A 23,503-nucleotide genomic window follows, 5' to 3' on the forward strand; every position below is an offset into this window, starting at 1 on the left:
TCCAAATTTTCATCCAATCCGGACAATACGCGCATACCAAAAATCCAGAACAGAGCGGCAACGCCGCCACCGGAGACCACCATGCGCCCTGCCCCCGCCGCTCATGAAGCGCCATCCACGCCCATCGACCTCGCCCGCCTGATCGACCAGGGCAAGGTTGGCGGCTTCCAGATCCTGTTGCTCGCCATCTGCGGGCTGTGCCTGATCATCGACGGCTTTGACGTGCAGGCCATGGGTTATGTGGCGCCGGCCATCATCAAGGATTGGGGTATCACCAAGGCGAGCCTCGGGCCGGTATTCGGCGCGGGGCTGTTCGGCATGCTGGTCGGCTCGCTGGTGTTTGGCGTGCTGGGCGACCGCTTCGGGCGGCGGCCGGTGCTGATCGTCGCCACGTTCTTCTTTGCGGCCTGCATGCTGGCCACCACGCAGGTGGCAACGGTGGAGGCTCTACTCGTCTTGCGTTTCATCACAGGCCTGGGGCTGGGTTGCATCATGCCCAACGCGATGGCGCTGGCCGGCGAGTTCAGCCCCGCACGCACTCGAGTGACCTGGATGATGCTGGTGTCGTGCGGCTTTACCGTCGGCGCGGCACTGGGCGGCTTTGTGAGCGCAGCGCTGCTTTCACGCTTCGGCTGGCAGTCGGTGTTTCTGGTGGGCGGCCTCGTACCCCTCGCCATTGGCGTGATGATGGTGCTGTGGCTGCCGGAATCCTTGCAATACCTCGTACTCAAGGGTGATTCGCAAACGCGCCATCAACGCCTGGCTCACTGGCTGGGCAAGCTCGCCCCGCAACTGCAGGTGAACGCACAAACGCAATTCGTGGTGCCCGAGGCGCCGGCGCGGGGCATGCCGGTCTCGGCGCTCTTCACGGAAGGCCGCGCCAAGGTCACGCTCGTGCTGTGGGTCATCAACTTCATGAACCTGATCGACCTGTACTTCCTGTCGAACTGGCTGCCGACGCTGATTCGCGATGCCGGTTACCCGACGGATACCGCTGTGCTGGTCGCCACCGCGCTGCAGGTGGGCGGCGTGATCGGCACGCTCACGCTGGGCCGGCTGATCGATCGCCTGGGCTTTGTGCGCGTGCTGGCCGTGTGCTTCCTGATCGCCTGCGTCACCGTCGGGCTGATCGGCCATGTGGCGGCAGCGCTGCCCATGCTGGTGGCAGTGGTGTTCGTGGCCGGCTTCTGCATCGTCGGCGGGCAGCCTGCGGTGAATGCGCTGGCCGCCACGTATTACCCCACCACGCTGCGCGCGACCGGCATTGGCTGGAGCCTTGGCGTGGGCCGCATCGGCTCCGTCATCGGCCCGGTGATCGGCGGGCAACTGATTGCCATGCAATGGAGCAGCCCGGCGTTGTTCTCGGCCGCGGCGGTGCCAGCGCTGGTGTCGTTCGGCATGGTGCTGGTGCTTACGCTGGCCGCCAGTGGCGCGGACGCCGCACGCCTTGCTTCAGGTCGCGCAACCAGCAAGCCCGCCTGATAGCTTTCTAACGACTACGCTTTCCCTGAAGACGCTCCTGATTTTTTCTCCAAGGACTTCACCATGAACATGCTCGCCCCGACGGCCAAGAACGCATTCACCCCCGCGTCGCTGGACCGGCCCGCTTACCAAAGTGGCTTCGGCAACGAGTTCGCCACCGAAGCGCTGCCCGGCGCGCTGCCCCACGGCCAGAACTCGCCGCAGAAGGCGCCGTATGGCCTGTATGCGGAACAGATCTCTGGCACGGCATTCACCGCTCCGCGTGCGCACAACCGCCGCTCGTGGCTGTATCGCATTCGCCCGGGTGCCGTGCACCTGCCGTTCGAAGCCATGGCGCAAAGCGGCTTCCACAGCAACTTCAACGAGGTACCGCCCTCGCCCAACCAGTTGCGCTGGGACCCGCTGCCCGCACCGGCGGCCGGGACCGATTTCATCGACGGCATCGTCACCTTCGCCGGCAACGGCGGACCGGACGCGCAAACCGGCTGCGGCATCCACCTGTACGCCACCAACGCATCGATGACCGACCGCTTCTTCTACAACGCCGACGGCGAGCTGCTGATCGTCCCGCAGCAAGGTAGCCTGCGCCTGTTGACGGAGATGGGCGTGGTCGATGTGGAGCCGCTGGAGATTGCGGTCATCCCGCGCGGCGTGCGCTTCCGTGTCGAATTGCCCGACGGTGACGCGCGCGGCTACATCTGCGAGAACTTCGGCGCGATGTTCCGGCTGCCCGACCTGGGCGTGATCGGCTCGAACGGCCTGGCCAACCCGCGCGACTTCCTCACACCGCACGCCTGGTATGAAGACCGCGAAGGCGACTTCGAACTCGTCGCAAAATTCCAAGGCAGCCTGTGGACCGCGAAGATCGGCCACTCGCCGCTGGACGTCGTTGCCTGGCACGGCAACCTCGCGCCGTACAAGTACGACCTGCGCCTGTTCAACACCATCGGCTCGATCAGCTACGACCATCCGGACCCGTCGATCTTCCTGGTGCTGCAGAGCCCCTCCGACACGCCGGGCGTAGACACGATCGATTTCGTGATCTTCCCGCCGCGCTGGCTGGCCGCCGAAAACACGTTCCGCCCGCCCTGGTTCCACCGCAACGTTGCAAGCGAATTCATGGGCCTGATCCAGGGCGTCTACGACGCCAAGGCCGAAGGCTTCGTGCCCGGCGGCGCCAGCCTGCACAACTGCATGAGCGGCCACGGCCCCGATGCCGACACGTTCGAGAAAGCCAGCAACGGCGACACCACCAAGCCGCACAAGGTCGACGCAACGATGGCCTTCATGTTCGAGACGCCGGCGGTCATTCGCCCAACGCGCTTCGCGGCGGAATCTGCACAACTGCAAGCCAAGTACTTCGAATGCTGGCAGGGCCTGAAGAAACATTTCGACCCGGCCAAGCCCTAAGAACTTCGCCTTGGCGCCAACGCGAGCATCCAGAAGGTGTGGCCGTACCCTGCCCTAGATGGCGCCTTGAATTTCTGTTGCAGGGAGGAAAAAGGAAGGAGCCCTGTCTGAGCGTAGCGAGTTTGGCTCCTTCCCCTCCCTGCGACATAAATTCAAGGGGAAGTCGCCATCTCGGGCGCGCCTTTCTTTGCTTACTTTCTTTGGCAAGACAAAGAAAGTGAGTCGCCCCCGGCAGGGGGTGAAACAAGGGATGCACCAGCAACGTCAAGAGACAACCGACTCAACAAACAAAACCATCGCCCCCATCATGACCACCCGACAACTAAGCTGGCTGGAATCCGCCAACACCCCCGACACCCACTTCCCCCTGGAAAACCTGCCCTTCGGCATCTTCTCCACCAAGGAAAACCCGTCGCCACGCGCCGGCGTTGCGCTGGGCGATCAGGTCATCGATCTCGGCGTGCTGGATGACGCCGGGCTGCTGCCTGCAGCAACACGCGGTACGTTCCGCACCGGCAAGCTCAACACCTTCATCGCCCTCGGCAAGCCCGTCTGGGCGGAAACGCGCAAGAAGCTGCAAACGCTGTTCAGCGTGGCCGACACCCATGTGCGTGACAACGCCACGCTGCACGCCCGCGCGCTGGTGCCGCAGGCGCATGCCGTGATGCACCTGCCCATCGACATCCCGGGCTATACCGATTTCTATTCGTCTCGCGAACACGCCACCAACGTCGGCCGCATGTTCCGCGATCCCGAGAACGCACTGCTGCCCAACTGGCTGGAAATCCCGATCGGCTACAACGGGCGCGCAAGCTCCGTCGTGGTGAGCGGCACACCGCTGCACCGCCCGATGGGCCAGATCAAGCTGCCCGATCAGCCGCGCCCGATCTTCACTGCCTGCCGCAAGCTGGACTACGAATTGGAGATGGCCTTTGTGGTCGGCAAGCCCAGTGCGCTGGGTGAGCCGGTTTCCGTGGACGCAGCGCCGGACCATATGTTCGGCGTCGTGCTTCTCAACGACTGGAGCGCGCGCGACATCCAGCAATGGGAATACGTGCCGCTCGGCCCGTTCAACTCGAAGGGCTTTGGCACATCGATCTCGCCGTGGATCGTGACGATGGACGCGCTCGAGCCGTTCCGCGTGGCCAACCCGGCGCAATCGCCCGAGCCGCTGGAATACCTGCGCCAGAGCCGCCCTAACGCTTACGACATCGCCCTCGAAACTGCGCTGCGGCCCCACGGCGGCGAGCGCACCACCATCGCCCGCACAAACTTCCGCGCGATGTACTGGACGATGGCGCAGCAGCTCGCGCACCACACCGTATCCGGCTGCAACGTGCGTGTGGGTGATCTGATGGGTTCCGGCACCATCAGCGGCACGACACCGGATTCCTACGGCAGCCTGCTGGAGCTGACCGTCAACGGCAAGCAGCCGCTGGACCTCGGCAACGGCACCACGCGCGCCTTCCTGGAAGACGGCGACGAAGTCACCATGACCGGCTGGTGCCAGGGCGATGGCTATCGCGTGGGCTTTGGGGAAGTGCGCGGCGAGATTCTGCCGGCACGCAATGTGAAGTAAGGCAGTGCGGAGCGACGGATTAACAGTCCGCCGCTCCCATCATTCGGTCTTTGCCGCCAGCGCAGCGAGCATCGCGTCGCCAACGACATGCGCACCGTTTGCCTTGAGCGCCTCGCCCGCGCCGCGTGCATCGCGCGCTTCCCGGTTCTGGCCGAGCTTGAGCTTGCCCTCAAGGCGCGTGATCTCGATCTCGATGCCCACGATCATCTTCAGCAAGTCATCGATGTAGTCGGCCGGGGCGTCGGACATCTTCCACGGCGTGGGTTGCGATGCCTCATGTGTGCGCGTCAGGCGTGCCACCACGCCGCGCACAAAACGCTCGTCGTCACGCACGGTGATACGACCATGCGCATGCACGACGCGGTAGTTCCATGTCGGCACCTGCCGGTGGGCTTCGTGCTTGCTCGGATACCACGTTGGCGAGATATACGCATCGCCCGCTCGGAAGATGACCAGCACCTCGTCGCCATTCGCCACGTCTTTCCAGACCGGATTGGCGCGTGCCACGTGGGCATGCAGCGCACCAAGCTTGCCCTCTTCCGGCAGCAGCAAAAACGGAATGTGGTTTGCGTCCAGCCCATGCTCGCCATGCGTGACAAGCGTCCCGAACGGGTTCTGCGCGATCAGGTCGTGCAGCGCGTCAGGGCGCGATTCTTCAAAGTGGGCGGGAACGTACATGGCAACTCCGGCAGCAACCGTGCAATCGAACAGGAATGCGCCCATTCTGAACCAGAACGTGGCTCCAAAATAGAGCCAGATTCGAGCAGATTGTTAGGGCCAGCCTAGTCGCGCAGCAGGTTCTTGGCGATGATGAGCTGCTGGATCTGCGTGGTGCCCTCGTACAGACGCAGCAGGCGCACATCGCGATAGAAACGCTCGGCCTTGTATTCGGCAATGTAGCCCGCGCCACCGTGAATCTGCACAGCACGGTCCGCTACTCGGCCGACCATCTCCGTGCAGAACATCTTGGTGCACGAGGCCAGCATGCTGACTTCGTGGTCCTGTTTGCCGACGGGCTTGGCGTCGTACCGGCGCGCGCAGTCGCGCACCATCGACATGCCGGCGTACAGCTCCGCCTGGCTGTCGGCCAGCATGGCCTGGATCAACTGGAAGTCTGCGATGGGCTGGCCGAACTGCTTGCGCTCCTTGGCATAGGCCACCGCGTCGGTCAGCAGCCGGTGCGCCATGCCGCATGCCAGCGCCGAGATGTGCAGGCGGCCGCGGTCCAGCACCTTCATCGCCGTCTTGAAGCCCTGCCCCGCCACGCCGCCAATGATGTTGGCCGCTGGCACGCGCACGTTATCGAGCATCACATCGCAGGTCTTGGTGCCACGCTGTCCCATCTTCTTGTCGGGCTTGCCGAGCGTGATGCCTGGCGTGTCGGCCGGCACGATAAAGGCTGAGATGCCGCCCGCGCCTTCGTCGCCCGTGCGCGCCATCAGCGTGAACGCCCCGGCGCGTGGCGCGTTGGTGATGAAACGCTTGGTCCCGTTGATGACGTAGTGATCGCCGTCCAGCGTGGCGCGCGTCTGCAGCGATGCAGCATCCGACCCCGCGTTCGGTTCCGTGAGTGCAAACGAGATGATCAGCTCGCCGCTGGCAATGCGCGGCAGGTAGTTGGCCTTTTGCGCATCGGTGCCGTCCATCAGGATGCCCTGCGAGCCGATGCCGACGTTGGTGCCAAACACCGAGCGGAAAGCCAGCGCCGTGTGCCCAAGGTCGTACGCCACCTCGCACTCTTGCGCCATCGCCAGGCCAATCCCGCCGTGCTCTTCGGGAATCGACAGGCCGAAGAGACCCATCTCCTTCATGTCGGCAACGATGTCGGCGGGCACGTCATCCTCTTCCTCGAGAATGTTTTCCGCCGGCACAAGCCGTTCCTGGATGAAACGCTGCACCGATTGCTGCAGCAGGCCGAAGGATTCGTCGTCGAGCGCCATGTCGCTGGTTCCTGTGGGATGTTCCGGCTGATGTTACCGAGTTGGGACGTTTTGACAATCCGGGCCAGCATCAACAGAATGTCGATTCCTATTCACCAATCTCGCTGGCCGCCATGGATCTCAACGCGCTCAAGCTGTTCGTGGAAATCGTCGATGCGGGCAACCTGTCGGCGGCGGCGCGCCGCCTGCAGACCACGCGTTCCAACGTAAGCCACCGGCTAAAGGCGTTCGAGCGCGCGCTGGGCGTGCAACTGCTCCGTCGGACCACGCGCCGCGTAGAACCCACCGAGGTGGGCGCCGGCATTTATGAACATGGCCGCAGCATCCTGCGCGAAATGGCCGCTGCCGATGCGCTCGTCTCTTCGCTGGGCAAGTCGCTGCAAGGCAGCGTGCGCCTGTCGGTGCCGACGGGGCTGGGGCACCTGCTGGTGTCGCCGCTGCTGGTGGCGTTCAAGCGGGCGTATCCGGACATCCGTCTCGATGTGCGGTTCGACAACCGCGTGTCCGACCTGATTGGCGAAGATGTGGATGTGGCGCTGCGCATCGTCTCGAACCCGCCAGAATCGCTCGTCGCCACGCTGCTCGATGAGGTTGACTGGGTGCTGTGCGCGGCGCCGGATTACTTGGCCGCGCATGGCATGCCAAAAACCCTCGACGCGCTGGGCGAACACACCATCGTCAGCGCGCCTGCGGTCGGGCAACCGCTGCGACTATCGGCGCAACTGGGCGATGAGCGAACGCTCGTGACGCTCGACCCCGGCGTCTCGTCCGACAACTATCTGTTCCTGCAAGCCGCCGTGCGCTCTGGCAATGGCCTGGGGATCCTGCCCTATTACGCCGCTGCTGATGATCTGCGCGAAGGGCACGTCAAACGCGTGCTGCCTGGGTACCGGTTTAGCGTATTTGGCAGCCGCCTTTACATGCTGGCGATGCCCAGCCGATACCGGACGCTGGCCACTCGGCATTTGCTGGACTTCCTCAAGGAGGGGCTGCAAGGCAAGCTGCCACGCCTGCCCCAGAAGGAACGCGCCTGATTACGCCTCCAGCGGCATCAGCCCCGGCAACTGCGCAAAGCAGATCGACTTGGCCGTCTCGATAAAGTCCTGCGCAAACGGCGCCTGTGCGTAGTCCCGCGTCATGGCCGCGTAGAGATCGCTCCACAGGCCTTCCTTGCCGACACGCTTGGCGACCACGTATTCGTAATCGACGTAATTCTTGATGCCCCAGCTCGGCAGCGCGGCCAGCCCGCGGCGGCTGGCAACGAGTTGCAGCACAGCAATGGTCAGCTCCGCCGTTCGGCGGTTGAATGCGATTCCGGCTGGCGTCAGGACCTGCCGGATCAGATCGATGCGCTCTTCGGGCACGGGGTACGTGATGAGCGTCTGGTCCGTAAAGTCCTTTGCTTCCAGCCACTTCTTGTTGCGTAGCGCGTGGTCAACGGGCAGCACGGCGAGGATCTCGAAGCGGAACAGCGGCGCAAACACCACGCCGCGTCGCATCTTGGCATCGGAGCCGATGATGACGTCGGCACGGCCGTCCTTGAGCAGCGCGAGCGGATCGGTATGGAAGCCCGACACAAGATCCATCTCGACTTCGGGCCAGCGCTGGCGGAAAGCGTCCATCACAGGCATCAGCCAGTCAAAGCAGGTGTGGCATTCAAGCGCGATGCGCAGCGTGCCGGCCGCGCGGCCCTTGATGCGTTCAAGATCGCGCTCGGCGGTCTGGATGTCGGCAACGACCTTTTGCGCGAGTTCAAGCATGCGCTCGCCCGCTTCGGTCAACTCCACCGTCTGGCCCTTGCGACGCACGACGGCCAGCCCGTAATGCGACTCCAGCGCGCGCAACTGATGCGACAGCGCCGATTGCGTCAGGTGCAGCCGCTCGGCGGCGCGCGAGACGGAGCCGCCATCGGCCAGGGCGATCAGCGTACGTAGGTGGCGGATTTCAAGCATGTTGGTGCGGCTTCCAATATATGAATATGATTCAACTTTAGCGAAAATAATATCATTTGATTCATGATGGAGGGTCGCCGATCATCGCTGGACTGAAAAACGAATCGCCTCTCCTGCGAACACCATGACGACCATCCATACCCTCGGCTACCCGCGCATCGGCGCACAACGCGAGCTGAAGTTCGCCCTCGAATCGTTCTGGAAAGGCGCCTCGTCCGAAGATGACCTGCGCGCCACCGGCCGCGCTTTGCGCGAGCGCCACTGGACGGCACAGCGCGATGCTGGCCTCGATTTTGTGACCGTGGGCGATTTCGCCTGGTACGACCAGGTGCTGCAGACGGCCGCGCTCCTCGGCGCCATTCCCACGCGCTATGGCTTTGACGCCGCACAGCTGACGCTGGCGCAATCGTTCGTGCTCGCGCGCGGCAATGCCGACCACGCGGCCATGGAAATGACGAAGTGGTTCGACACGAATTACCACTACCTCGTGCCCGAACTCACGCCGGACCTGCACTTTGGTCCCGGCACCCAATGGCTGTTCGACGAAGTGCGCGAAGCGCAGGCCGCCGGGCACCGTGTGAAGGTCGCACTGATCGGGCCGGTCACGTTCCTGCATCTGGCCAAGGCCCGCAACGGCCTGACCGACAAGCTCGCGCTGCTGCCGCAAATCCTGCAGGCCTACACGGCCGTGCTCAAACGCCTGGCCGCGCTGAATGTGGAATGGGTGCAGATTGACGAACCTGCGCTGGTGCTGGATCTGCCGCAAGCCTGGGTAGATGCATTCGGCCCCGCTTACCAGGCGCTGGCCGCCGCCAAGGGCCCGAAGCTGCTGCTTGCGACCTACTTTGAAGCCGCATCCCACCACGCAGCACTGATCAAAGCCTTGCCGGTCGATGGCGTGCATCTGGATCTGGTGCGTGCACCGGAACAGCTTGGCGCCTTCGCGCCGTGGCCTGCCGACAAGGTCCTCTCCATTGGTGTGGTGGATGGCCGCAACATCTGGCGTTCGAATCTGGCACGCGTGCTGGAAAGCGTGGCGCCGCTGGCCGAGGCCTTTGGCGATCGCCTGTGGGTGGCGCCGAGCTGCTCGCTGCTGCATGTGCCGGTGGATCTGTCTGCCGAAACCAAGCTCGACGACGAACTCAAGGGCTGGCTGGCCTTCGCGCGCCAGAAGCTGGACGAACTGGCGATCCTCAAGCTCGCGCTGGTCGAAGGCCCCGCTGCCGTGCAGAAGGCGCTCGATGACAACCGCGCCGCCATCGCCTCGCGTACCGAATCGCGCCGCGTGCACAACGCAGGCGTCAAGAAGCGCGTGGCCGCGATCCGCGCAGAAGATGCCGACCGCGCCGCGCCCTACGCTGCCCGCGCTGAAGCACAGCAAGCTCGCCTGAACCTGCCGCTGCTGCCGACCACCACCATCGGCTCGTTCCCGCAGACGGCGGAGATTCGCCAGGCACGCGCACAGCACAAGCGCGGCGAACTGCCCGCACTGGATTACCTGCAACGCATGCGGGCTGAGATCTCCGATGTCGTGCGCCGCCAGGAAGCCCTGGGCCTCGACATGCTCGTGCACGGAGAAGCCGAGCGCAACGACATGGTCGAATACTTCGGCGAGTTGCTGTGGGGCTACGCCTTCACCGCCAACGGCTGGGTGCAGAGCTATGGCTCGCGCTGCGTGAAGCCGCCGGTCATCTACGGCGACGTGTATCGCCCCGAAGCCATGACGGTCGAATGGTCCAAGTACGCGCAGAGCCTGACCGCCAAGCCGATGAAGGGCATGCTGACCGGCCCCGTGACGATGCTGCAATGGTCTTTCGTGCGCGACGACCAGCCGCGCGAGCAGACCGCGCTGCAGATCGCGTTGGCCCTGCGTGACGAAGTGTGCGATCTGGAAGCGGCCGGCATTGCCGCCATCCAGATCGACGAGCCGGCTTTCCGCGAAGGCCTGCCGTTGCGCGCATCTGACGTGCCGGGCTACCTCGAATGGGCGGCGCGTGCGTTCCGCGTGTCGGCCTCCGGCGTGCGCAACGACACGCAGATCCACACGCACATGTGCTATTCGGAGTTCAACGACATCCTGCAGGCTATTGCGTCGATGGATGCCGACGTGATCACCATCGAGACGTCGCGCTCGAACATGGAACTGCTCGACGCGTTTGGCGAGTTTGCGTATCCGAACGAGATCGGCCCGGGCGTGTACGACATCCATTCGCCGCGCGTGCCGCGTGTAGAAGAGATGGAAGCGCTGCTCGACAAGGCGGCTCAAGTCGTGCCGGTGCAACGCCTGTGGGTGAACCCCGACTGCGGCCTGAAAACGCGCGGCTGGCCGGAAGTGGAAGCGGCATTGCAAGGCATGGTGGAAGCCACGCGCCGCTTGCGTGCCAAACACGCAAACGCGGCACATGCTGGCAGCCAGCATGTTCACGCGGAAACCGCATCGGCCTGATTGTTGCGCGGCCCCAAAAGACGCCGGCTGGAGCCATCCAGCTGGCGTTTTTTTTCGTCATCTCTTGCCACAACGTGCACCAGGTGCCACAGCGCTGTCGCAGCGGAGCAATTGTCAACCAACAAGGCGGCGTCGCTTCGCACACGCGCTCACCATTTCGCAACTCGGTACGCGGCTGACACGTGCAGAAAACAATATTGAATCCAGTGATTCGTGTTTTCTAATATCGATGGGACGATCCCATGAAAAGCCCGGTCTCCCTTGTTCGCACTTGGCTCGGTTCGTCCGCGCCCACAAACCGCGTGGCCGATGCCCGGCAGATGCCGGAGCAGACGAGCAGCAGCACGGGGCGTAGCCCTCGCAAAGTTGCGCCTCAACTCAGCCGGCTGCCCGCACGCAAGCACACTGGAACACTGCCTGCCATTAGTGCCGCTTCCACAAGCAGCCCAAAAGCTGCTGGGCGCATGTCCGCAGACCCGGAACTGCACGACGCCATCAAGGCGATTCGCGCGGGCGCGCAGTGGTCGCCAAGCACGAGCCGCCGCCAAGCGGCGTCCGCAACGTCGCCAAAGAGTACTAGCGCTGCACCGGCGATTCCACCTGGTGACGGCTGGGGGATGACCTTCCTGCACCAGGCCGAGCATCGCGCAGAGGTGCTCGACATGGTGTGGCAGCACGATTTTTCATCTGAGCGGCTCGACGAGATTCTCGCCAAGCATCCAGACCTCGTAAATGCCGTTGACCACCATGGCGACCCGCTGCTCGTGAGCGCGCTGGGCTGCGACAACTTCAGGCTGGCCAAGGCGCTGGTCGCGCGCGGCGCGAATGTCAATGCACAGGACGACGTGGGCAATACGCCGCTGCATACCGTGGCAGGACGCGACACGGCGCTCTTGGAGCAATTGCTCGAAGCCGGTGCCGACGTGCACGCGACCAATAATCAGGGCGCAACGCCGCTTTTTAACGCCCGCTCTGCGCATGCCGTCGATCTGCTCGTCCGTGCCGGCGCCCCAATCGATGCCCGCGACGCGCGCGGCAATACGGCCGTCATGCGGCTCGCCCAGGCTGCGAACAAAGACACGGTGCTTGCCATGCTGGCGCATAACCCTGATCTGCGCACTCCGAACGGAGCGGGCCGCACGTTCGCGCGCGTGTTGACGATGCGATTTGGCGGATCGCCAGACACCATCCCCAAGACGGGCGTGGCGGCAAAGGCGTTTCTGGAACTGGCCAAACGCGAGACCTTCACCGGTAACCTTCGTGACCGAAAGCCCCTGTCCACCGGCGCGGCAGCGGCCAATACGCGGCGCGCAGGGCTGACCGCGACTCCGTTGGCCGAGCTGCGGGTGGCGCCCGATCTGCGGCTTTCGCCAGCGCGAGCACGCACGACCACGCCTGCAATCAACGATCTGAAATCGGGGCACAAGATCAACCTCGTCCACGACGCGCTGCGCACGTTCGACGAATTGCCAGATCGGGATGCCAGCGCGCTTTCCGAGGCATTGGGATTCGGCGCCCTGTCGTCGGAAGATACGAACGTGCGCGCCCAGCAGCGGGACGCCATACGCGAGACGTTTTCGAAGTTTGCCAAGGAAATCGGCAGCAACTTCGGGAATTACGGTCTCTCGGCGCTGGAACATCCCGCCTTGTCCGGAGCCCTGACAGAGGGCGAGCACGCCGAACTGGTCAAGGCCATGAGAATCGCTCACAGCAGTGTTGCGCTGGAGCCTGCGTCCGCCAACGACGCTGAAGGGCCGCAACGCATGCGCATGTTCTTCGGCGGCACGCAAAACTTCCGGGATGTGCGCCAAGACATCAGCAGCGCCTTCGGCCGGATTGGCGATGTTGACCGTGCGACCAAGCGGGCGGGCGAGCTGTTCGCAAAGATCCTGTCCCGGCCCAACCATGTCGAACTCGATTTCATTTCTGGCGCGTCAATGGGCGGCGCCATGGCACAAAGTTTTCGCGCGACGGTTGAGAGCCGTGTCCTGCTGCCCAAGCAGCCGTCCATGATCTTGCTGGATCCGCAACTGCTGAACAATAACCAGGGCCGTCGCGCCACCAAGGGCGGCCCGCTCGATGCCGATTACGGCAAGCCCCGCGGCGTGGCGCTCACGCTGGACTATGCCCGAGCGCCACATCGCGGGCTGATGGGCGTCATGAAGGGCCCGGGCGGGTACCGATATCCAGGGCTCGTACAACTCAAGCTTGGCTTGACCGACACTGACGGTCACAACGGCAAACGCCCCCAAACCAGCGGCCCGCCCGGACTCGGCTATCACGCAGACGCAACGCAGTTTGCGGCTGCTCTCTCGCGCTTCTCGGTAGATCACGAGAATGCAGTCATGGACAACCCAGCGTTTGACGCAGTGCGCGCGCCGCGCTGGGCGCGACAACAAGGTCCAGTGCTGACCTCTGCGACGCTGCCCGCCGTAGCACGTCGAGGCCGCCGCCCCATGGAATCGATTGCCGAAGACGGCGACGCTTCCGTGTAGCGCCCCGGAGGCCGCAGCTTCGCCGGCCTCCGTGAGGCCTGGGCGACGCCACCGTTACCGCTGCTCCTGCTGCGGTACAGGCTCAGTGCTCTGCCCGTGATGGCGCACGCCACGGAACTTGCGCAGCGTCCACTCCTTGAAGTCATCCACCTTTTCGAACACCACCGGCACCACCAGCAGGCTCAGCAGCGTGGAAGTCAGCAGGCCGCCGATCACCGCCACGGCCATCGGCGCCCGGAAACCTGCATCGCCTTCGAGACCGAGCGCCATCGGCACCATGCCGGCCGTCATGGCCACCGTGGTCATGACGATGGGGCGTGCGCGCTTGTGGCATGCATCGATGATCGCCTCGGTGCGAGACATGCCGAGATCGCGGCGCGCAACGATGGCGTATTCGACCAGCAGGATCGAGTTCTTGGTCACGATGCCCATCAGCATCAGCAAGCCGATCAACGCCGGCAGCGACAGGCTGAAACCGAACAGCGCCAAGAGCCCAAACGCTCCTCCCACCGACAGCGGCAGCGCCGCCAGGATCGTCACCGGCTGCGTGAAGTCGTGGAACAGCAGCACCAGCACCGCATACACACACAGCACCCCCGCGAACATGGCGAGGAAGAAGCTGCTGAACAGCTCCTGCATGCCCTCCACGTCGCCCGAGGCAATGCGGCGAACGCCTTGCGGCAAGTTCTTGATGGACGGCAGCGCCTCCACCTCCATGTTGGTGTCGCCCAGCGCGCGCCCTTCCAGCCCGACGCTGATGGTGACGTTGCGGCTGCGGTCATACCGGTCAATCTGTGCGGGGCCGCTGCCGATGGAAATATCGGCAATGTTCTCCAGCGGCACCGCGCCGTTGCGCCCCGGCACGCGCAACTGGCGGATCGTGTCGATCTGGTTGCGCGCCTTCGGGTCGAGTTCAACGCGGATGTACACCTGCCGCTCCGGCAGGTTCAGCTTCGGCAGGTTGACGTCGTAGTCGCCGGCGGTGGCCACGCGCACGGCCTGGCCGATGGCGGCGGCTGTCACACCTTGCTGTGCCGCGCGCGCAAAGTCCGGGCGGATGACGATTTCGGGCCGCAGCAGACTTGCCGACGAGGTCACCGCACCCAGCCCCGGCACGGTACGCAGATCGCGCATCACGTCGCGCGCTGCCTGCTGAAGCGTGGCGGGGTCGTCGCCGGTCAACACCACCTGGAGTTGCTCGCCGGAGCCCACCGCACCGAACGAGATTCGCACGCCCGGCACGCCTTCGAGCATTTCGCGCAACTGGCGCTGAACGTCCTGCTGCTTGATGTGCCGATCGTGCCGGTCGGTGAGTGAGATCGTGAGCGTGCCGTTGCGCACCTCCCCGCCGCTGGAGCCCGGCACGCCAGCCATCACGCCCGAACCGATGGCCGTATAGACGTGACGGACTTCCTTGTGCTGCATCACGATCTTGCGCACACGCTCGGTGTTGTCGCGTGTCTGGGCGATCGTGCTGCCGGGCGGGCTTTCCACCGTCATCTGGAGCTGTGCCCAGTCTTCGGGCGGCAGGAACGTTGCGGGAATCAGCCCGATGATGGCAACCGACACAACGAAGAACGCCGCCGCCATACCGCCCGTTTTCCAGGGGTGCACGAGACACCAGCGTGCCGCCTGCAGATAGCGCGTCATGATCCAGCCGTCTCGGTTGGGCTCATCCTGCGGCTTGAGCATGTAGGCCGCCATCATGGGCGTAAGCAGCCGCGCCACCAGCAGCGAGGCCAGCACCGCAAGCGAAGCGGTCCAGCCGAACTGCTTGAAGAACTTGCCCGAGATGCCGCCCATGAACGCCGTCGGCAAGAACACCGCCACCAGCGTGAGCGATGTCGCTACCACGGCCAGGCCAATTTCCTGCGCGGCTTCCATGGCGGCTTCCAGCGGCTTCTTGCCATCGCGCAGGTGGCGCACGATGTTCTCCACCTCCACGATGGCGTCGTCGACGAGAATCCCGACCACCAGCGTGAGCGCCAGCAGCGTGATCCCGTTGAGCGTGAAATCGAGCAGCTGCATGGCCGCGAACGTCGGGATGATCGACAGCGGCAACGCCACGGCTGACACAAACGTAGCCCGCCAATCGCGCAGGAACAGCCACACCACGATCACGGCCAGGATGGCGCCTTCGTACAACGCGTGCATCGATGCGGTGTATGCGTCCGAAACCGGCTTGACCATGTTGTAGACCTCGGTCACATGCACGTTTGGCCGCTCGGCCTGCAACGCGGCAATTGCTTCGCGCACGCCCTTGGCCACCGAGATTTCGCTGGCGCCGCGCGAGCGGAACACCTGGAAGCTCACGACGGCCTTGCTATCGAACAGTGCCATCTGGCGGGGCTCTGCGGCGGTATCGCGCACATCGGCCACATCCGACAGGCGAATGCGCCGGCCGTCCGACAGCGGGATGTCCATCTGCGCCAGTTCGCGCGCGCTCTTCACTGTGCCGAGCGTGCGGACCGCCTGCTCCTGCCCGCCAACGTTGCCGCGCCCACCCGGCGCTTCCTGCTGCATGCCGCGCACTTGCGCACTGATATCTGCCGCCGAAACGTTCAACGCCTGCAAGCGCACTGGGTCAAGCTGCACGCGCACTTCGCGGTCCACGCCGCCCTGGCGCGTCACCTTGGCCACGCCATGCACCGACAGCAGCCGCTTGTTGACCGTGTTGTCGACGAACCAGGAGAGGTCCTCCGCATCCATGTCGGACGCTTCCACGGCGTACGTCAGCACCGGCATGCTCGCGAACGTCACGCGGGAGATGACCGGCTCCTGCACGTCGGACGGCAATTGCGCGCGGATACGGCTGACCGCATCGCGCACGTCGTTCACGGCTTCCTGCACATCCTTCTCAAGCTGGAACTCGACCATCGTGGTCGAGCTGCCGTCGTTGATGGTGGACGTGATGTGCTTGATCGCGCCGATGCTCGCAATGCTGTCTTCGATCTTGCGCGTGACCTCGGTTTCCATCTGCGTGGGCGTGGCGCCCGGCAGGCTGGCCGTCACGGATACGGCAGGAAAATCGATGTCCGGAAAGTTCTGGATCGACAACATCTTGAACGACACCAGCCCTGCCACCGTGATCAGGATGAACAGCAGGATCGAAGGGATCGGCTTGCGGATCGCCCAGGCAGAAAAGTTCATGGCTTGGCTCCGGCTGTGGGCGCCGATGCGGCGGGCGCGGAGGCTGTACCGACAGCGGCCACACGCACCACATCGCCATCGCTCAGGAATGCTGCGCCGGCAGCGACCACGCCGTCCTTCGCGCCGATGCCCTGCACGATTTCGACTTGCCCGTCCTGGCGGCGGCCAGCTGTAACCTTGGTCTGGCGCACGCGCCCTTGCTGGCCGATCACCATCACGTAGTCGTAACCATCGCGAGAGAACACGGCGGTCTCCGGCACGGTCGCGGCCGGCGCATCGCCCAGCAGCACATCGCCCGAGAGATACATGCCCGCCTTCACGCCGGACGTTGCAGCTTCCGGCGGCAGGTCGACATAGACGAGGCCATTGCGCGTGTTGGCATCGACCGTGGGGGCGACCTGGCGCACACGGCCGTTCACCACGCCGCCATCCATGCGGCGAAGGCGCGCGGCCTGGCCGGGCTGAATGCGGGGCAGGATGTCGCCGTGCATTTCGGCGCGCCATTCCAGGCGGTTCTTGCGGATGAGTTTGAAAAGCTCGGTGCCGGAAGACACCACGGCGCCCACGGTGGCGGTGCGCGCGCTGATGACGCCGTCGTCCGGCGCGACCACACGCGTGTAGCGCAAGCGCAATTGCTGGCTCTCGAACTGCGCGCGTGCTGCGGCCAGCTTGGCAGCGGCGGTCTTCGCCTGGGTGTCGTACTGGATCAGATCCTGTTGGCTGATCGCTCCGCTCTTGTCGAGTTCATGCGCGCGATGGGCCTCGCCGGCAGCTTGCGCGGCCGAGGCCTCGGCTTCGGCCAGGCTGGCGCGTTGCGCAGCCACATCGGCGCGCACGGTTTCATCCGACAAGCGCGCAAGCAGTTGCCCTTGCTTGACCACATCGCCCACGTTGATGAGCACTTCCGCCAGCTTCAGCCCGTTCACTTCGGCGCCGATGCTGGCTTCCTGCCACGGCTGCACGGCACCGCTGGCCGTGGCGGCGCGGGGCCACACGTGCTGCGCCAGATGCGCAACGTTGACGGCAAGCGCCGGCTTGGCAGGCGGCTGCTCCTTGTTCTTGCTCTCCGCAGATTTGCCGCACGCCGCCAGCGCGCCGACCAGCATCACGGCCAGCGCGGCCATCCAAACTCGTTGTCCTGTCATGAAGCACTTCCGGTATGCGTCCGGCCCTGAGCGGTCGGCGCAGTGGTCTTGTTATCGGGATGAGGATTGGGCGCATCGTCGCGCCAGCCGCCGCCCACGGCCTTGTACAGCGCCACCCAGGCTTGCGCGCGTTCAAGCTTGACCGCCGCCAGAGACTGCGAAGCCTGCAACGCAGTGCGCCGCACGTCTTCCAACTGAAGCAGGCTGCCCGCGCCCAGACGATAGCGGGCGTTGGACGCTTCCAGCACCTTTGCGTATTGGGCGTCGGCCATGGTGGCTGCGTCGACACGGCGGTCGGAAGCGTCCAGGCGCACCAGCGCATCCTCCACTTCCTGCACAGCCTGACGCACCTTGCTGCGATAGCTGGCCAGCGCCTGGTCGTAACGGGCGCGCGCTGTTTCTACGCGCGCCGCACCCGAGCCACCGTCAAAGATCGGCAACGATACCGATGGCCCGAACGACCAGGACTTGGTCGTCAGCGATTGCCCGCCAAGGCGATACGAATTGATGCCGATGGAGCCCGCCAGCGTGATCGACGGCAAGCGGCTCGCCACCGCCACACCGATATCGGCGCTTGCCCCCGCCACCGCGCGCTCGGCCGACGACACATCCGGCCGTTGCGACAGCACCTGCGCCGGTACATCGGGCACGCCGGCATCGGGCGGTGCCGGGATCTGCGCGCTGGCCTTGGACAGCAGGCCGTTCAGCGCATCGTGGTCAATGCCTGTGAGCGTGACGAGCTTGTCGATGCCCTGCGCACATTGCGCACGCTGGCCTTCCAGCGCATTGACGGCATCCCCCACCGTGGCTTGCGCTTGCGCAAAATCGGCCGGCGCGACAAAGCCCGCGCGGAATTTGCGTTCGGTCAGTTGCAGCGTTTCCCGTCGGGACGACAACGTTGCCGCGCCGATGTCGACCAGCGCCTCACACTCGCGTCGCTGCAAATAAGCATTGGCAACCTCGGCGGCGAGCGACACCCGCGCGTCGTGCCAATCGGCTTCGCTGGCAATCAGGCGCGCATCGGCGCCTTCCAGGCTGCGGCGTTTACCGCCGAAGAGATCGATCTCCCACGACGCGTCGGCCTGCGCCGCCAAAGTGGTGATCGTGCCCAGGCCCAGCGTGGGGCTCAGCGCACCGGCAGACAACCCGCCCGCGCCACCAGCAAACTGGCTGCCGCCAAACCCGCCCTGCCGCGTGGCAGAGCCGGAGCCTTTCAGTTGCGGGAACAGCGCCGCCCGGCTGGTGGAAACGCTCGCCCGCGCCTCGCGCACGCGCCCGACGGCCTGCGCGATTGTCGGGCTGGTCGCATCCGCTTGTTCCACCAGTTGTGTCAGCACCGGGTCGTGAAATTGCTCCCACCAGTGCGCCAACGCCATGCGGTTGCCGTGGTGCGGCAGCGTGGCGTGCCAGCCTTGCGGTGCTTCGGTGCCGCTCAGTGGCGGCGCGTGGTAATCGGGCCCGACCGCGCAGCCAGCCAGCAGCAAGGCCAGCACCAGCGGCGCGACTCGGGCACGACCGCCGGGCGCGCGGCTGCCGGCGTGTCGACCTGTCTTCATGGAAAGTGTCCTTCGGGAACGCAGCTGGGATTATGCCCAGTCAAGCGTCTGCAAGACACTCGCCCCGCTACGGTGCTCAGCCAACCCTCGGAAACCGGTCAGGCGATGCTCAGAACCATGCGTGCATCGGCGTTGGCTGGCGTCAGATATAGCCCAGCAGCACAAGAATGACCACGATCACCACAATCAGCCCGAGGCCGCCCGTCGGCCCGTAGCCCCAACCCCGGCTGTACGGCCAAGACGGCAGCGCGCCGATCAGCAGCAAGATGAGAACGATGATGAGAATGGTGCTCAACATGATGCCTCCTGTTTCTGTGTTGGTATGCCGCCGTTCCCTCGTGGCGCAGCGGCTTACCCGGCATCTAGCACGCCCCGTTCCCGTGCTGGCTATATCTGCGGTTTTTCTTAAATCTTGGCGGTTAATTGCGAATATGAAATACCGCGGATGCGTGGGTGTGCCCGTTCTTATGTCAGGCGGAAGACTTGGGCGAAGTCAACGTCTTTGCCCGACCCCCACGCGTCGCAAGCCAGCACAGGATCGACCCCGCAACCACCATCAATGCGCCCTTCCAGAACGCGAACGAGAGCGGGGCATGCAACAACACAGCGGCCAGGGCAGCAGAAAACACAGGGATGAAATATGACGCGGTCGCCAACACCGTGACGTTGCCGTGCAGGATGCCGACGTTCCAGGCCGCATAGCCAAACCCCATTGCAGATGCCGCCAGCGCCAGGTAGATGATGGCCGAGACACTGAAGTCCATGGTGCCGCCACCCGTGGCGAAGAACTTGATCCACAGGGCCAGCGCCGTCAGGATGAAGAACAGCGTTGCGCCATTCTTGCCCTCGGCAATCCGGCTGGTGACCGTGCAATACGCCGCCCAGATCACCGCGCCCGTGAACGCCAATCCGTAACTGAGCGGGTTGTCTTTGATGTTCTCGGCCATGCCGACGATATCGAACCCTTGATCACCGCCAAGCACGAAGCAAATCCCGAGGATGGAAACAAGGACACCCGGCACGATCAGGGCATTCGCCCGCTGCTTGTTGAAGGCAATGGCCGACAGCATCGTGAATGTCGGCCACAGGTAATTGACCATCCCGACTTCGATTGCCTGCCGCCCGCTGTTGGCATAGCCGATCGACAGCGAGAGGCACAGCTCGTACGACACGAACAAGAGGCTGCCCCATACCAGATAGCGCCGCGGAAACGTCTTCAAGTTATTGAAGCCAACGGTGAATACCAACAGCATCGACGCCACGGTGTAGATCATGGCGGCGCCACCCACCGCGCCCAAATGCTGGCTCACGCCCCGGATCAACCCGACGATCGAACTCCACAGCAGCACCGCGATGAGCCCGATGAGGGTTGCCCTACTTTTGCTTTGCATAACGCCTGCCTGCACCGACATGTCCGCCTGAAAAAACCATTGCTAACGCCCGGCCAAACGCTGCCGGCAAAGGCGTGCAGTTTACCGGCCGTACCGCGCGACCGCCTGATGGGTGCATCTCGGTCTACTGATGTGGCTTCGCTATAAGATGCAGGCGATGAAAAATCGAGATTTGCCATGACGTCTTTTGCAATCGAAACGCCGGTTTCGGTGGGCTGGATTGGTACGGGCCGGCTGGCACGGGCATTGGCCACGCGGGCGCACGGCACGGGCGTACGCACCGTGGCGGTCGCTAACCGTTCAAGCGCACCCGCCGCGTGGCTCGCGCAAGCCACAGGCGCCAAGGCAGTCGACCCGCAAGGCGTGGCAGATGCCGCCGACTGGGTGTTTGTGACCGTGCCGGATGACGCCATCCCGAGCGTGGTCGACAACGTGCGCTGGCGCCCCGGCCAACTCGTCATCCACTGCAGTGGTGCCGGCGAGCGCGACTTGCTGAACGGTGCCCGCCGGTGCGGCGCGGATACCGCCAGCTTTCATCCGCTGTTTCTGTTTGCCGGCTTGCCCGACGATGCCGAACGTCTGGGCGGCGCCTCCATCGCCATTGACGCCGATGCGCCGCACGACGCGGCACTCGCCAGCTTTGCACTGCGGCTCGGCTGCACACCGTTGAAGGTGCGTGCTGGGCAACGCGCCCTGTATCACGCCGGGGCCAACTACGCTGCCAGCTTCCTGCTGTGCGCACTCCATGAAGCCGCCACGTTGTGGGAGGCTGCGGGCATCGACCGTGAAGCCGCCGTGGCTGCCATGTGGCCGCTGGTGGACGGCACGCTGGCCGCAGCACGCGCACGTGGCCTGGCTGGCGCATTGGCAGGCCCAGTGTCGCGCGGAGACGGCGGCGTCATCGACAAACATCTGCACGCACTGGATGCACTGGGCGCCGATCACGCCGCGCTTTACACAGCGCTCACACGGCGTGCGCTGGCGTTGGCGGCCGAACGCGGCGCGCCTTCCGCAGACGTACTGGCCGACCTCGCCGCGCGCCTTGATCCTACGTAATTGCGGAGTCGGATCGTTGGCATTGGGTGGCGCGTATGCGCCAATCCGGCGCGCGGCCTACAATCGCCAGCTTGCTTGCATGCCTGTTCTGCCATGTCCCAACGTCAACACACATCGCCATCTCCTGCTGCGCATGACGCTGCAGACCGCCGTTCGTCCGGCGCGCTGATCCTGCTCGTTGTCGGGCTGGTGCTGGTGGGCGTGAACCTGCGGCCCGCGCTATCGAGCCTGTCGCCCGTGCTGAAACAGGTGGCGGCTGGCACAGGGTTGTCAGGCGCCACGGCGGGGTTGCTGACGACCCTGCCGGTGTTGTGCCTGGGCCTGTTCGCGCCTGCGGCGGCGGTGTTGGCTCGGCGCTTTGGTGCAGAACGCGCCGTGGGCGGCCTGCTGATTGCGTTGGCTGCAGGCATTGCCTTGCGCAGCGTGGGCGGCGTTGCACCGCTCTTCATCGGGACGCTCGCGGCGGGCGCTTGCATTGGCGTGACGGGCGTTCTGTTGCCGGGCATCGTCAAGCGGGATTTCGGCCGCCAGGCTGACCTGATGACAGGCGTCTACACCATGGCGCTGTGCTTTGGTGCGGCGGTGGCAGCCGGGGCCAGCGCGCCGCTTTCGGCATGGCTGGGCGGCTGGCAGCCTGCATTGGCGTTCTGGGCCCTCCCCGCGCTGCTGGCTTTTGTCGGCTGGTGGCCGCATATGCGGCATGCGCATGGCAAGGGCTCGGCCACTCGGCTGCAGCGTGTGTCACTGTGGAACAAGCCGATTGCCTGGCAGGTGACGCTCCATATGGGGCTGCAATCGTCGCTGGCGTATTGCGTGTTCGGCTGGCTGCCGGTGATCCTGCAAGACCGCGGGCTGTCTGCCGTGCAGTCCGGCGTGGTGGTGGCGGTGTCGATTCTCGTGCAGCTCATCACCGCGCTGGGTGGGCCCTTTGTGGCGCGGCTGGGCCGCGACCAACGCCCCGCCGTGATCTTGATGATGCTGATGTGCTGGGCCGGCCTGATGGGCTGCCTGTATGCGCCGCTGTCGACGCTGTGGTGGTGGGCGGTCTTGTTGGGACTCGGCCAGGGCGGCAATTTCAGCGTGGCGCTGTCGTTGATCGTGCTGCGCTCGGCCGATGCGCGCGTGGCGGCAAGCCTGTCGGCCATGACGCAGGGCATTGGCTACACCATGGCGGCCGCGGGGCCGTATCTCATGGGCGTGCTGCACGATCTGACCGGCAGCTGGGCCGTGATGGGCTGGCTGTTCAGCGCGATTGCGCTGGCCTCGCTCGTGGCGGGCTCGCTCGCCGGGCGCAACCGCACGCTGCACGCCGGCGAGTGAGATTGCTACCGCAAGGCTTCGATCAAGCCTTGTGCTTCAACGTCCAGTTGGCCAGCGCCTGCATTTGCTCGGTGATCAGGCCGGCAATGCGCTCATCCGTCAGATCGCCATCGGCGTTAAAGCCACCGGCGAACGCGTTGGCGAACACTTCCGGCTTGTTCAGCGGATGCAGGTCCAGATACACGCACACCTGACGCAGGTGGTATTGCGCGCGCGACGTGCCCATACCGCCGCCCGCGCCCAGGATCGCGACTGGCTTGCCTGCCAGCAACGCGTTGTTGGGCTCGCGCGAGGCCCAGTCCAGAATGTTCTTCAGCGCCGGCGCCAGCGAGTAGTTGTATTCGGGGCAGGCCAGCACCAGCGCATCGGCGCGCCCGATCTGTTCCAGCACACGCACCACCGCAGCAGGCTTGTCCGTGATGTCGGCGTTGTAGAACGGAATATCCGTCAGATCGGCCAGGTCCATTTCCACGCCAGCGGGCAGCCGGGTGGACGCCGCGCGCAGCAGGCCCTGGTTGGTGGATTTGCGGCGCAGGCTGCCGGCAATGCCGAGAAAATTCAGCGACATGAAGAACGACTCC

At 64.8% G+C, this 23,503-nt stretch carries 17 protein-coding genes; 8 read left to right on the forward strand and 9 right to left on the reverse strand.

Annotation, left to right across the window (positions count from 1 at the left end; all coding sequences use genetic code 11):
- The first annotated feature begins 81 nt into the window (after positions 1 to 81).
- The 3 genes from NG898_RS16870 to fahA all read left to right on the forward strand — a co-directional run bounded on the left by NG898_RS16870 (position 82) and on the right by fahA (position 4,471).
- Entirely contained in the window at positions 82 to 1,482 is a 1,401-nt protein-coding gene (locus NG898_RS16870) for an MFS transporter (protein WP_252693521.1), read from the forward strand.
- Positions 1,483 to 1,545: 63 nt separating this feature from the next.
- Positions 1,546 to 2,892, forward strand: a complete 1,347-nt coding sequence (hmgA, locus tag NG898_RS16875) for a homogentisate 1,2-dioxygenase (protein ID WP_252693522.1) — start codon at positions 1,546 to 1,548, stop codon at positions 2,890 to 2,892.
- A 307-nt stretch (positions 2,893 to 3,199) separates the two neighbouring features.
- Positions 3,200 to 4,471, forward strand: a complete 1,272-nt coding sequence (gene fahA, locus NG898_RS16880; protein ID WP_252693523.1) for a fumarylacetoacetase — start codon at positions 3,200 to 3,202, stop codon at positions 4,469 to 4,471.
- A 39-nt stretch (positions 4,472 to 4,510) separates the two neighbouring features.
- Here the strand turns inward: fahA and NG898_RS16885 are convergent, their stop codons facing one another.
- Positions 4,511 to 5,149 (reverse strand): FMN-binding negative transcriptional regulator, encoded by a 639-nt coding sequence (locus tag NG898_RS16885; RefSeq protein ID WP_252693524.1) that lies wholly within the window; start codon positions 5,147 to 5,149, stop codon positions 4,511 to 4,513.
- Positions 5,150 to 5,253: 104 nt separating this feature from the next.
- Positions 5,254 to 6,411, reverse strand: a complete 1,158-nt coding sequence (locus NG898_RS16890) for an acyl-CoA dehydrogenase family protein (protein WP_252693525.1) — start codon at positions 6,409 to 6,411, stop codon at positions 5,254 to 5,256.
- 113 nt (positions 6,412 to 6,524) lie between these two features.
- Between NG898_RS16890 and NG898_RS16895 the strand changes: the two genes are divergently transcribed.
- Complete coding sequence (locus NG898_RS16895) at positions 6,525 to 7,445, forward strand: LysR family transcriptional regulator (protein ID WP_252693526.1); 921 nt, start codon at positions 6,525 to 6,527, stop codon at positions 7,443 to 7,445.
- Here the strand turns inward: NG898_RS16895 and NG898_RS16900 are convergent, their stop codons facing one another.
- The gene (locus NG898_RS16900) at positions 7,446 to 8,363 is read right to left on the reverse strand and encodes a LysR family transcriptional regulator (RefSeq protein WP_027680114.1); all 918 of its coding nucleotides are present in this window, start codon (positions 8,361 to 8,363) and stop codon (positions 7,446 to 7,448) included.
- Between the two features lie 124 nt (positions 8,364 to 8,487).
- On the opposite strand from NG898_RS16900, the gene metE reads away from it, so the two are divergent.
- Both metE and NG898_RS16910 read left to right on the forward strand, forming a co-directional pair.
- The gene (gene metE / locus NG898_RS16905; RefSeq protein ID WP_252693527.1) at positions 8,488 to 10,809 is read left to right on the forward strand and encodes a 5-methyltetrahydropteroyltriglutamate--homocysteine S-methyltransferase; all 2,322 of its coding nucleotides are present in this window, start codon (positions 8,488 to 8,490) and stop codon (positions 10,807 to 10,809) included.
- 464 nt (positions 10,810 to 11,273) lie between these two features.
- Complete coding sequence (locus NG898_RS16910; protein ID WP_252693528.1) at positions 11,274 to 13,304, forward strand: ankyrin repeat domain-containing protein; 2,031 nt, start codon at positions 11,274 to 11,276, stop codon at positions 13,302 to 13,304.
- Positions 13,305 to 13,358: 54 nt separating this feature from the next.
- Here NG898_RS16910 and NG898_RS16915 read toward each other — a convergent pair whose 3' ends face one another.
- From NG898_RS16915 to yddG, 5 genes are all read right to left on the reverse strand, one after another.
- Positions 13,359 to 16,454: an efflux RND transporter permease subunit gene (locus NG898_RS16915; protein ID WP_252693529.1), complete on the reverse strand. Its 3,096-nt coding sequence runs from the start codon at positions 16,452 to 16,454 to the stop codon at positions 13,359 to 13,361.
- Positions 16,451 to 17,599 carry an efflux RND transporter periplasmic adaptor subunit gene (locus NG898_RS16920; RefSeq protein WP_252693530.1) on the reverse strand — a complete coding sequence of 383 codons (1,149 nt, stop codon included), beginning with the start codon at positions 17,597 to 17,599 and terminating at the stop codon, positions 16,451 to 16,453. Before NG898_RS16920 ends, NG898_RS16915 begins: the two co-directional genes overlap by 4 nt.
- Positions 17,596 to 19,155 (reverse strand): efflux transporter outer membrane subunit, encoded by a 1,560-nt coding sequence (locus NG898_RS16925; protein WP_252693531.1) that lies wholly within the window; start codon positions 19,153 to 19,155, stop codon positions 17,596 to 17,598. The genes NG898_RS16920 and NG898_RS16925 overlap by 4 nt, the downstream gene beginning before the upstream one ends.
- Positions 19,156 to 19,297: 142 nt before the next feature.
- Positions 19,298 to 19,453 (reverse strand): DUF3309 family protein, encoded by a 156-nt coding sequence (locus NG898_RS16930; protein ID WP_004634893.1) that lies wholly within the window; start codon positions 19,451 to 19,453, stop codon positions 19,298 to 19,300.
- Between the two features lie 172 nt (positions 19,454 to 19,625).
- A complete protein-coding gene (gene yddG / locus NG898_RS16935) occupies positions 19,626 to 20,546 on the reverse strand; it encodes an aromatic amino acid DMT transporter YddG (protein ID WP_252693532.1) in 921 nt (306 codons plus the stop codon).
- Between the two features lie 177 nt (positions 20,547 to 20,723).
- Here yddG and NG898_RS16940 point away from each other — a divergent pair, with 177 nt between their 5' ends.
- Positions 20,724 to 21,602: a Rossmann-like and DUF2520 domain-containing protein gene (locus NG898_RS16940; protein WP_252693533.1), complete on the forward strand. Its 879-nt coding sequence runs from the start codon at positions 20,724 to 20,726 to the stop codon at positions 21,600 to 21,602.
- Between the two features lie 93 nt (positions 21,603 to 21,695).
- Positions 21,696 to 22,922, forward strand: a complete 1,227-nt coding sequence (locus NG898_RS16945; protein ID WP_252693534.1) for a CynX/NimT family MFS transporter — start codon at positions 21,696 to 21,698, stop codon at positions 22,920 to 22,922.
- Positions 22,923 to 22,944: 22 nt separating this feature from the next.
- Here NG898_RS16945 and NG898_RS16950 read toward each other — a convergent pair whose 3' ends face one another.
- On the reverse strand, positions 22,945 to 23,490 hold the full coding sequence (locus tag NG898_RS16950; protein WP_252693535.1) for an NADPH-dependent FMN reductase: 546 nt from the start codon (positions 23,488 to 23,490) through the stop codon (positions 22,945 to 22,947).
- Positions 23,491 to 23,503 lie beyond the last annotated feature (13 nt).

Origin of the sequence: Ralstonia mojiangensis (genome assembly GCF_023955645.1) — a bacterium.
Taxonomy (GTDB): domain Bacteria; phylum Pseudomonadota; class Gammaproteobacteria; order Burkholderiales; family Burkholderiaceae; genus Ralstonia; species Ralstonia mojiangensis.

What these genes read in the sequence shown, in the direction of transcription:
- NG898_RS16900 (WP_027680114.1), bottom strand. Translation starts at nt 8,363, where the DNA reads ATGCTTGAAATCCGCCACCTACGTACGCTGATCGCCCTGGCCGATGGC.
- metE (WP_252693527.1), top strand. Translation starts at nt 8,488, where the DNA reads ATGACGACCATCCATACCCTCGGCTACCCGCGCATCGGCGCACAACGC.
- NG898_RS16945 (WP_252693534.1), top strand. Translation starts at nt 21,696, where the DNA reads ATGTCCCAACGTCAACACACATCGCCATCTCCTGCTGCGCATGACGCT.
- NG898_RS16940 (WP_252693533.1), top strand. Translation starts at nt 20,724, where the DNA reads ATGACGTCTTTTGCAATCGAAACGCCGGTTTCGGTGGGCTGGATTGGT.
- NG898_RS16895 (WP_252693526.1), top strand. Translation starts at nt 6,525, where the DNA reads ATGGATCTCAACGCGCTCAAGCTGTTCGTGGAAATCGTCGATGCGGGC.
- NG898_RS16925 (WP_252693531.1), bottom strand. Translation starts at nt 19,155, where the DNA reads ATGAAGACAGGTCGACACGCCGGCAGCCGCGCGCCCGGCGGTCGTGCC.
- hmgA (WP_252693522.1), top strand. Translation starts at nt 1,546, where the DNA reads ATGAACATGCTCGCCCCGACGGCCAAGAACGCATTCACCCCCGCGTCG.
- yddG (WP_252693532.1), bottom strand. Translation starts at nt 20,546, where the DNA reads ATGCAAAGCAAAAGTAGGGCAACCCTCATCGGGCTCATCGCGGTGCTG.
- fahA (WP_252693523.1), top strand. Translation starts at nt 3,200, where the DNA reads ATGACCACCCGACAACTAAGCTGGCTGGAATCCGCCAACACCCCCGAC.
- NG898_RS16885 (WP_252693524.1), bottom strand. Translation starts at nt 5,149, where the DNA reads ATGTACGTTCCCGCCCACTTTGAAGAATCGCGCCCTGACGCGCTGCAC.
- NG898_RS16920 (WP_252693530.1), bottom strand. Translation starts at nt 17,599, where the DNA reads ATGACAGGACAACGAGTTTGGATGGCCGCGCTGGCCGTGATGCTGGTC.
- NG898_RS16890 (WP_252693525.1), bottom strand. Translation starts at nt 6,411, where the DNA reads ATGGCGCTCGACGACGAATCCTTCGGCCTGCTGCAGCAATCGGTGCAG.
- NG898_RS16915 (WP_252693529.1), bottom strand. Translation starts at nt 16,454, where the DNA reads ATGAACTTTTCTGCCTGGGCGATCCGCAAGCCGATCCCTTCGATCCTG.
- NG898_RS16910 (WP_252693528.1), top strand. Translation starts at nt 11,274, where the DNA reads ATGTCCGCAGACCCGGAACTGCACGACGCCATCAAGGCGATTCGCGCG.
- NG898_RS16950 (WP_252693535.1), bottom strand. Translation starts at nt 23,490, where the DNA reads ATGTCGCTGAATTTTCTCGGCATTGCCGGCAGCCTGCGCCGCAAATCC.
- NG898_RS16930 (WP_004634893.1), bottom strand. Translation starts at nt 19,453, where the DNA reads ATGTTGAGCACCATTCTCATCATCGTTCTCATCTTGCTGCTGATCGGC.
- NG898_RS16870 (WP_252693521.1), top strand. Translation starts at nt 82, where the DNA reads ATGCGCCCTGCCCCCGCCGCTCATGAAGCGCCATCCACGCCCATCGAC.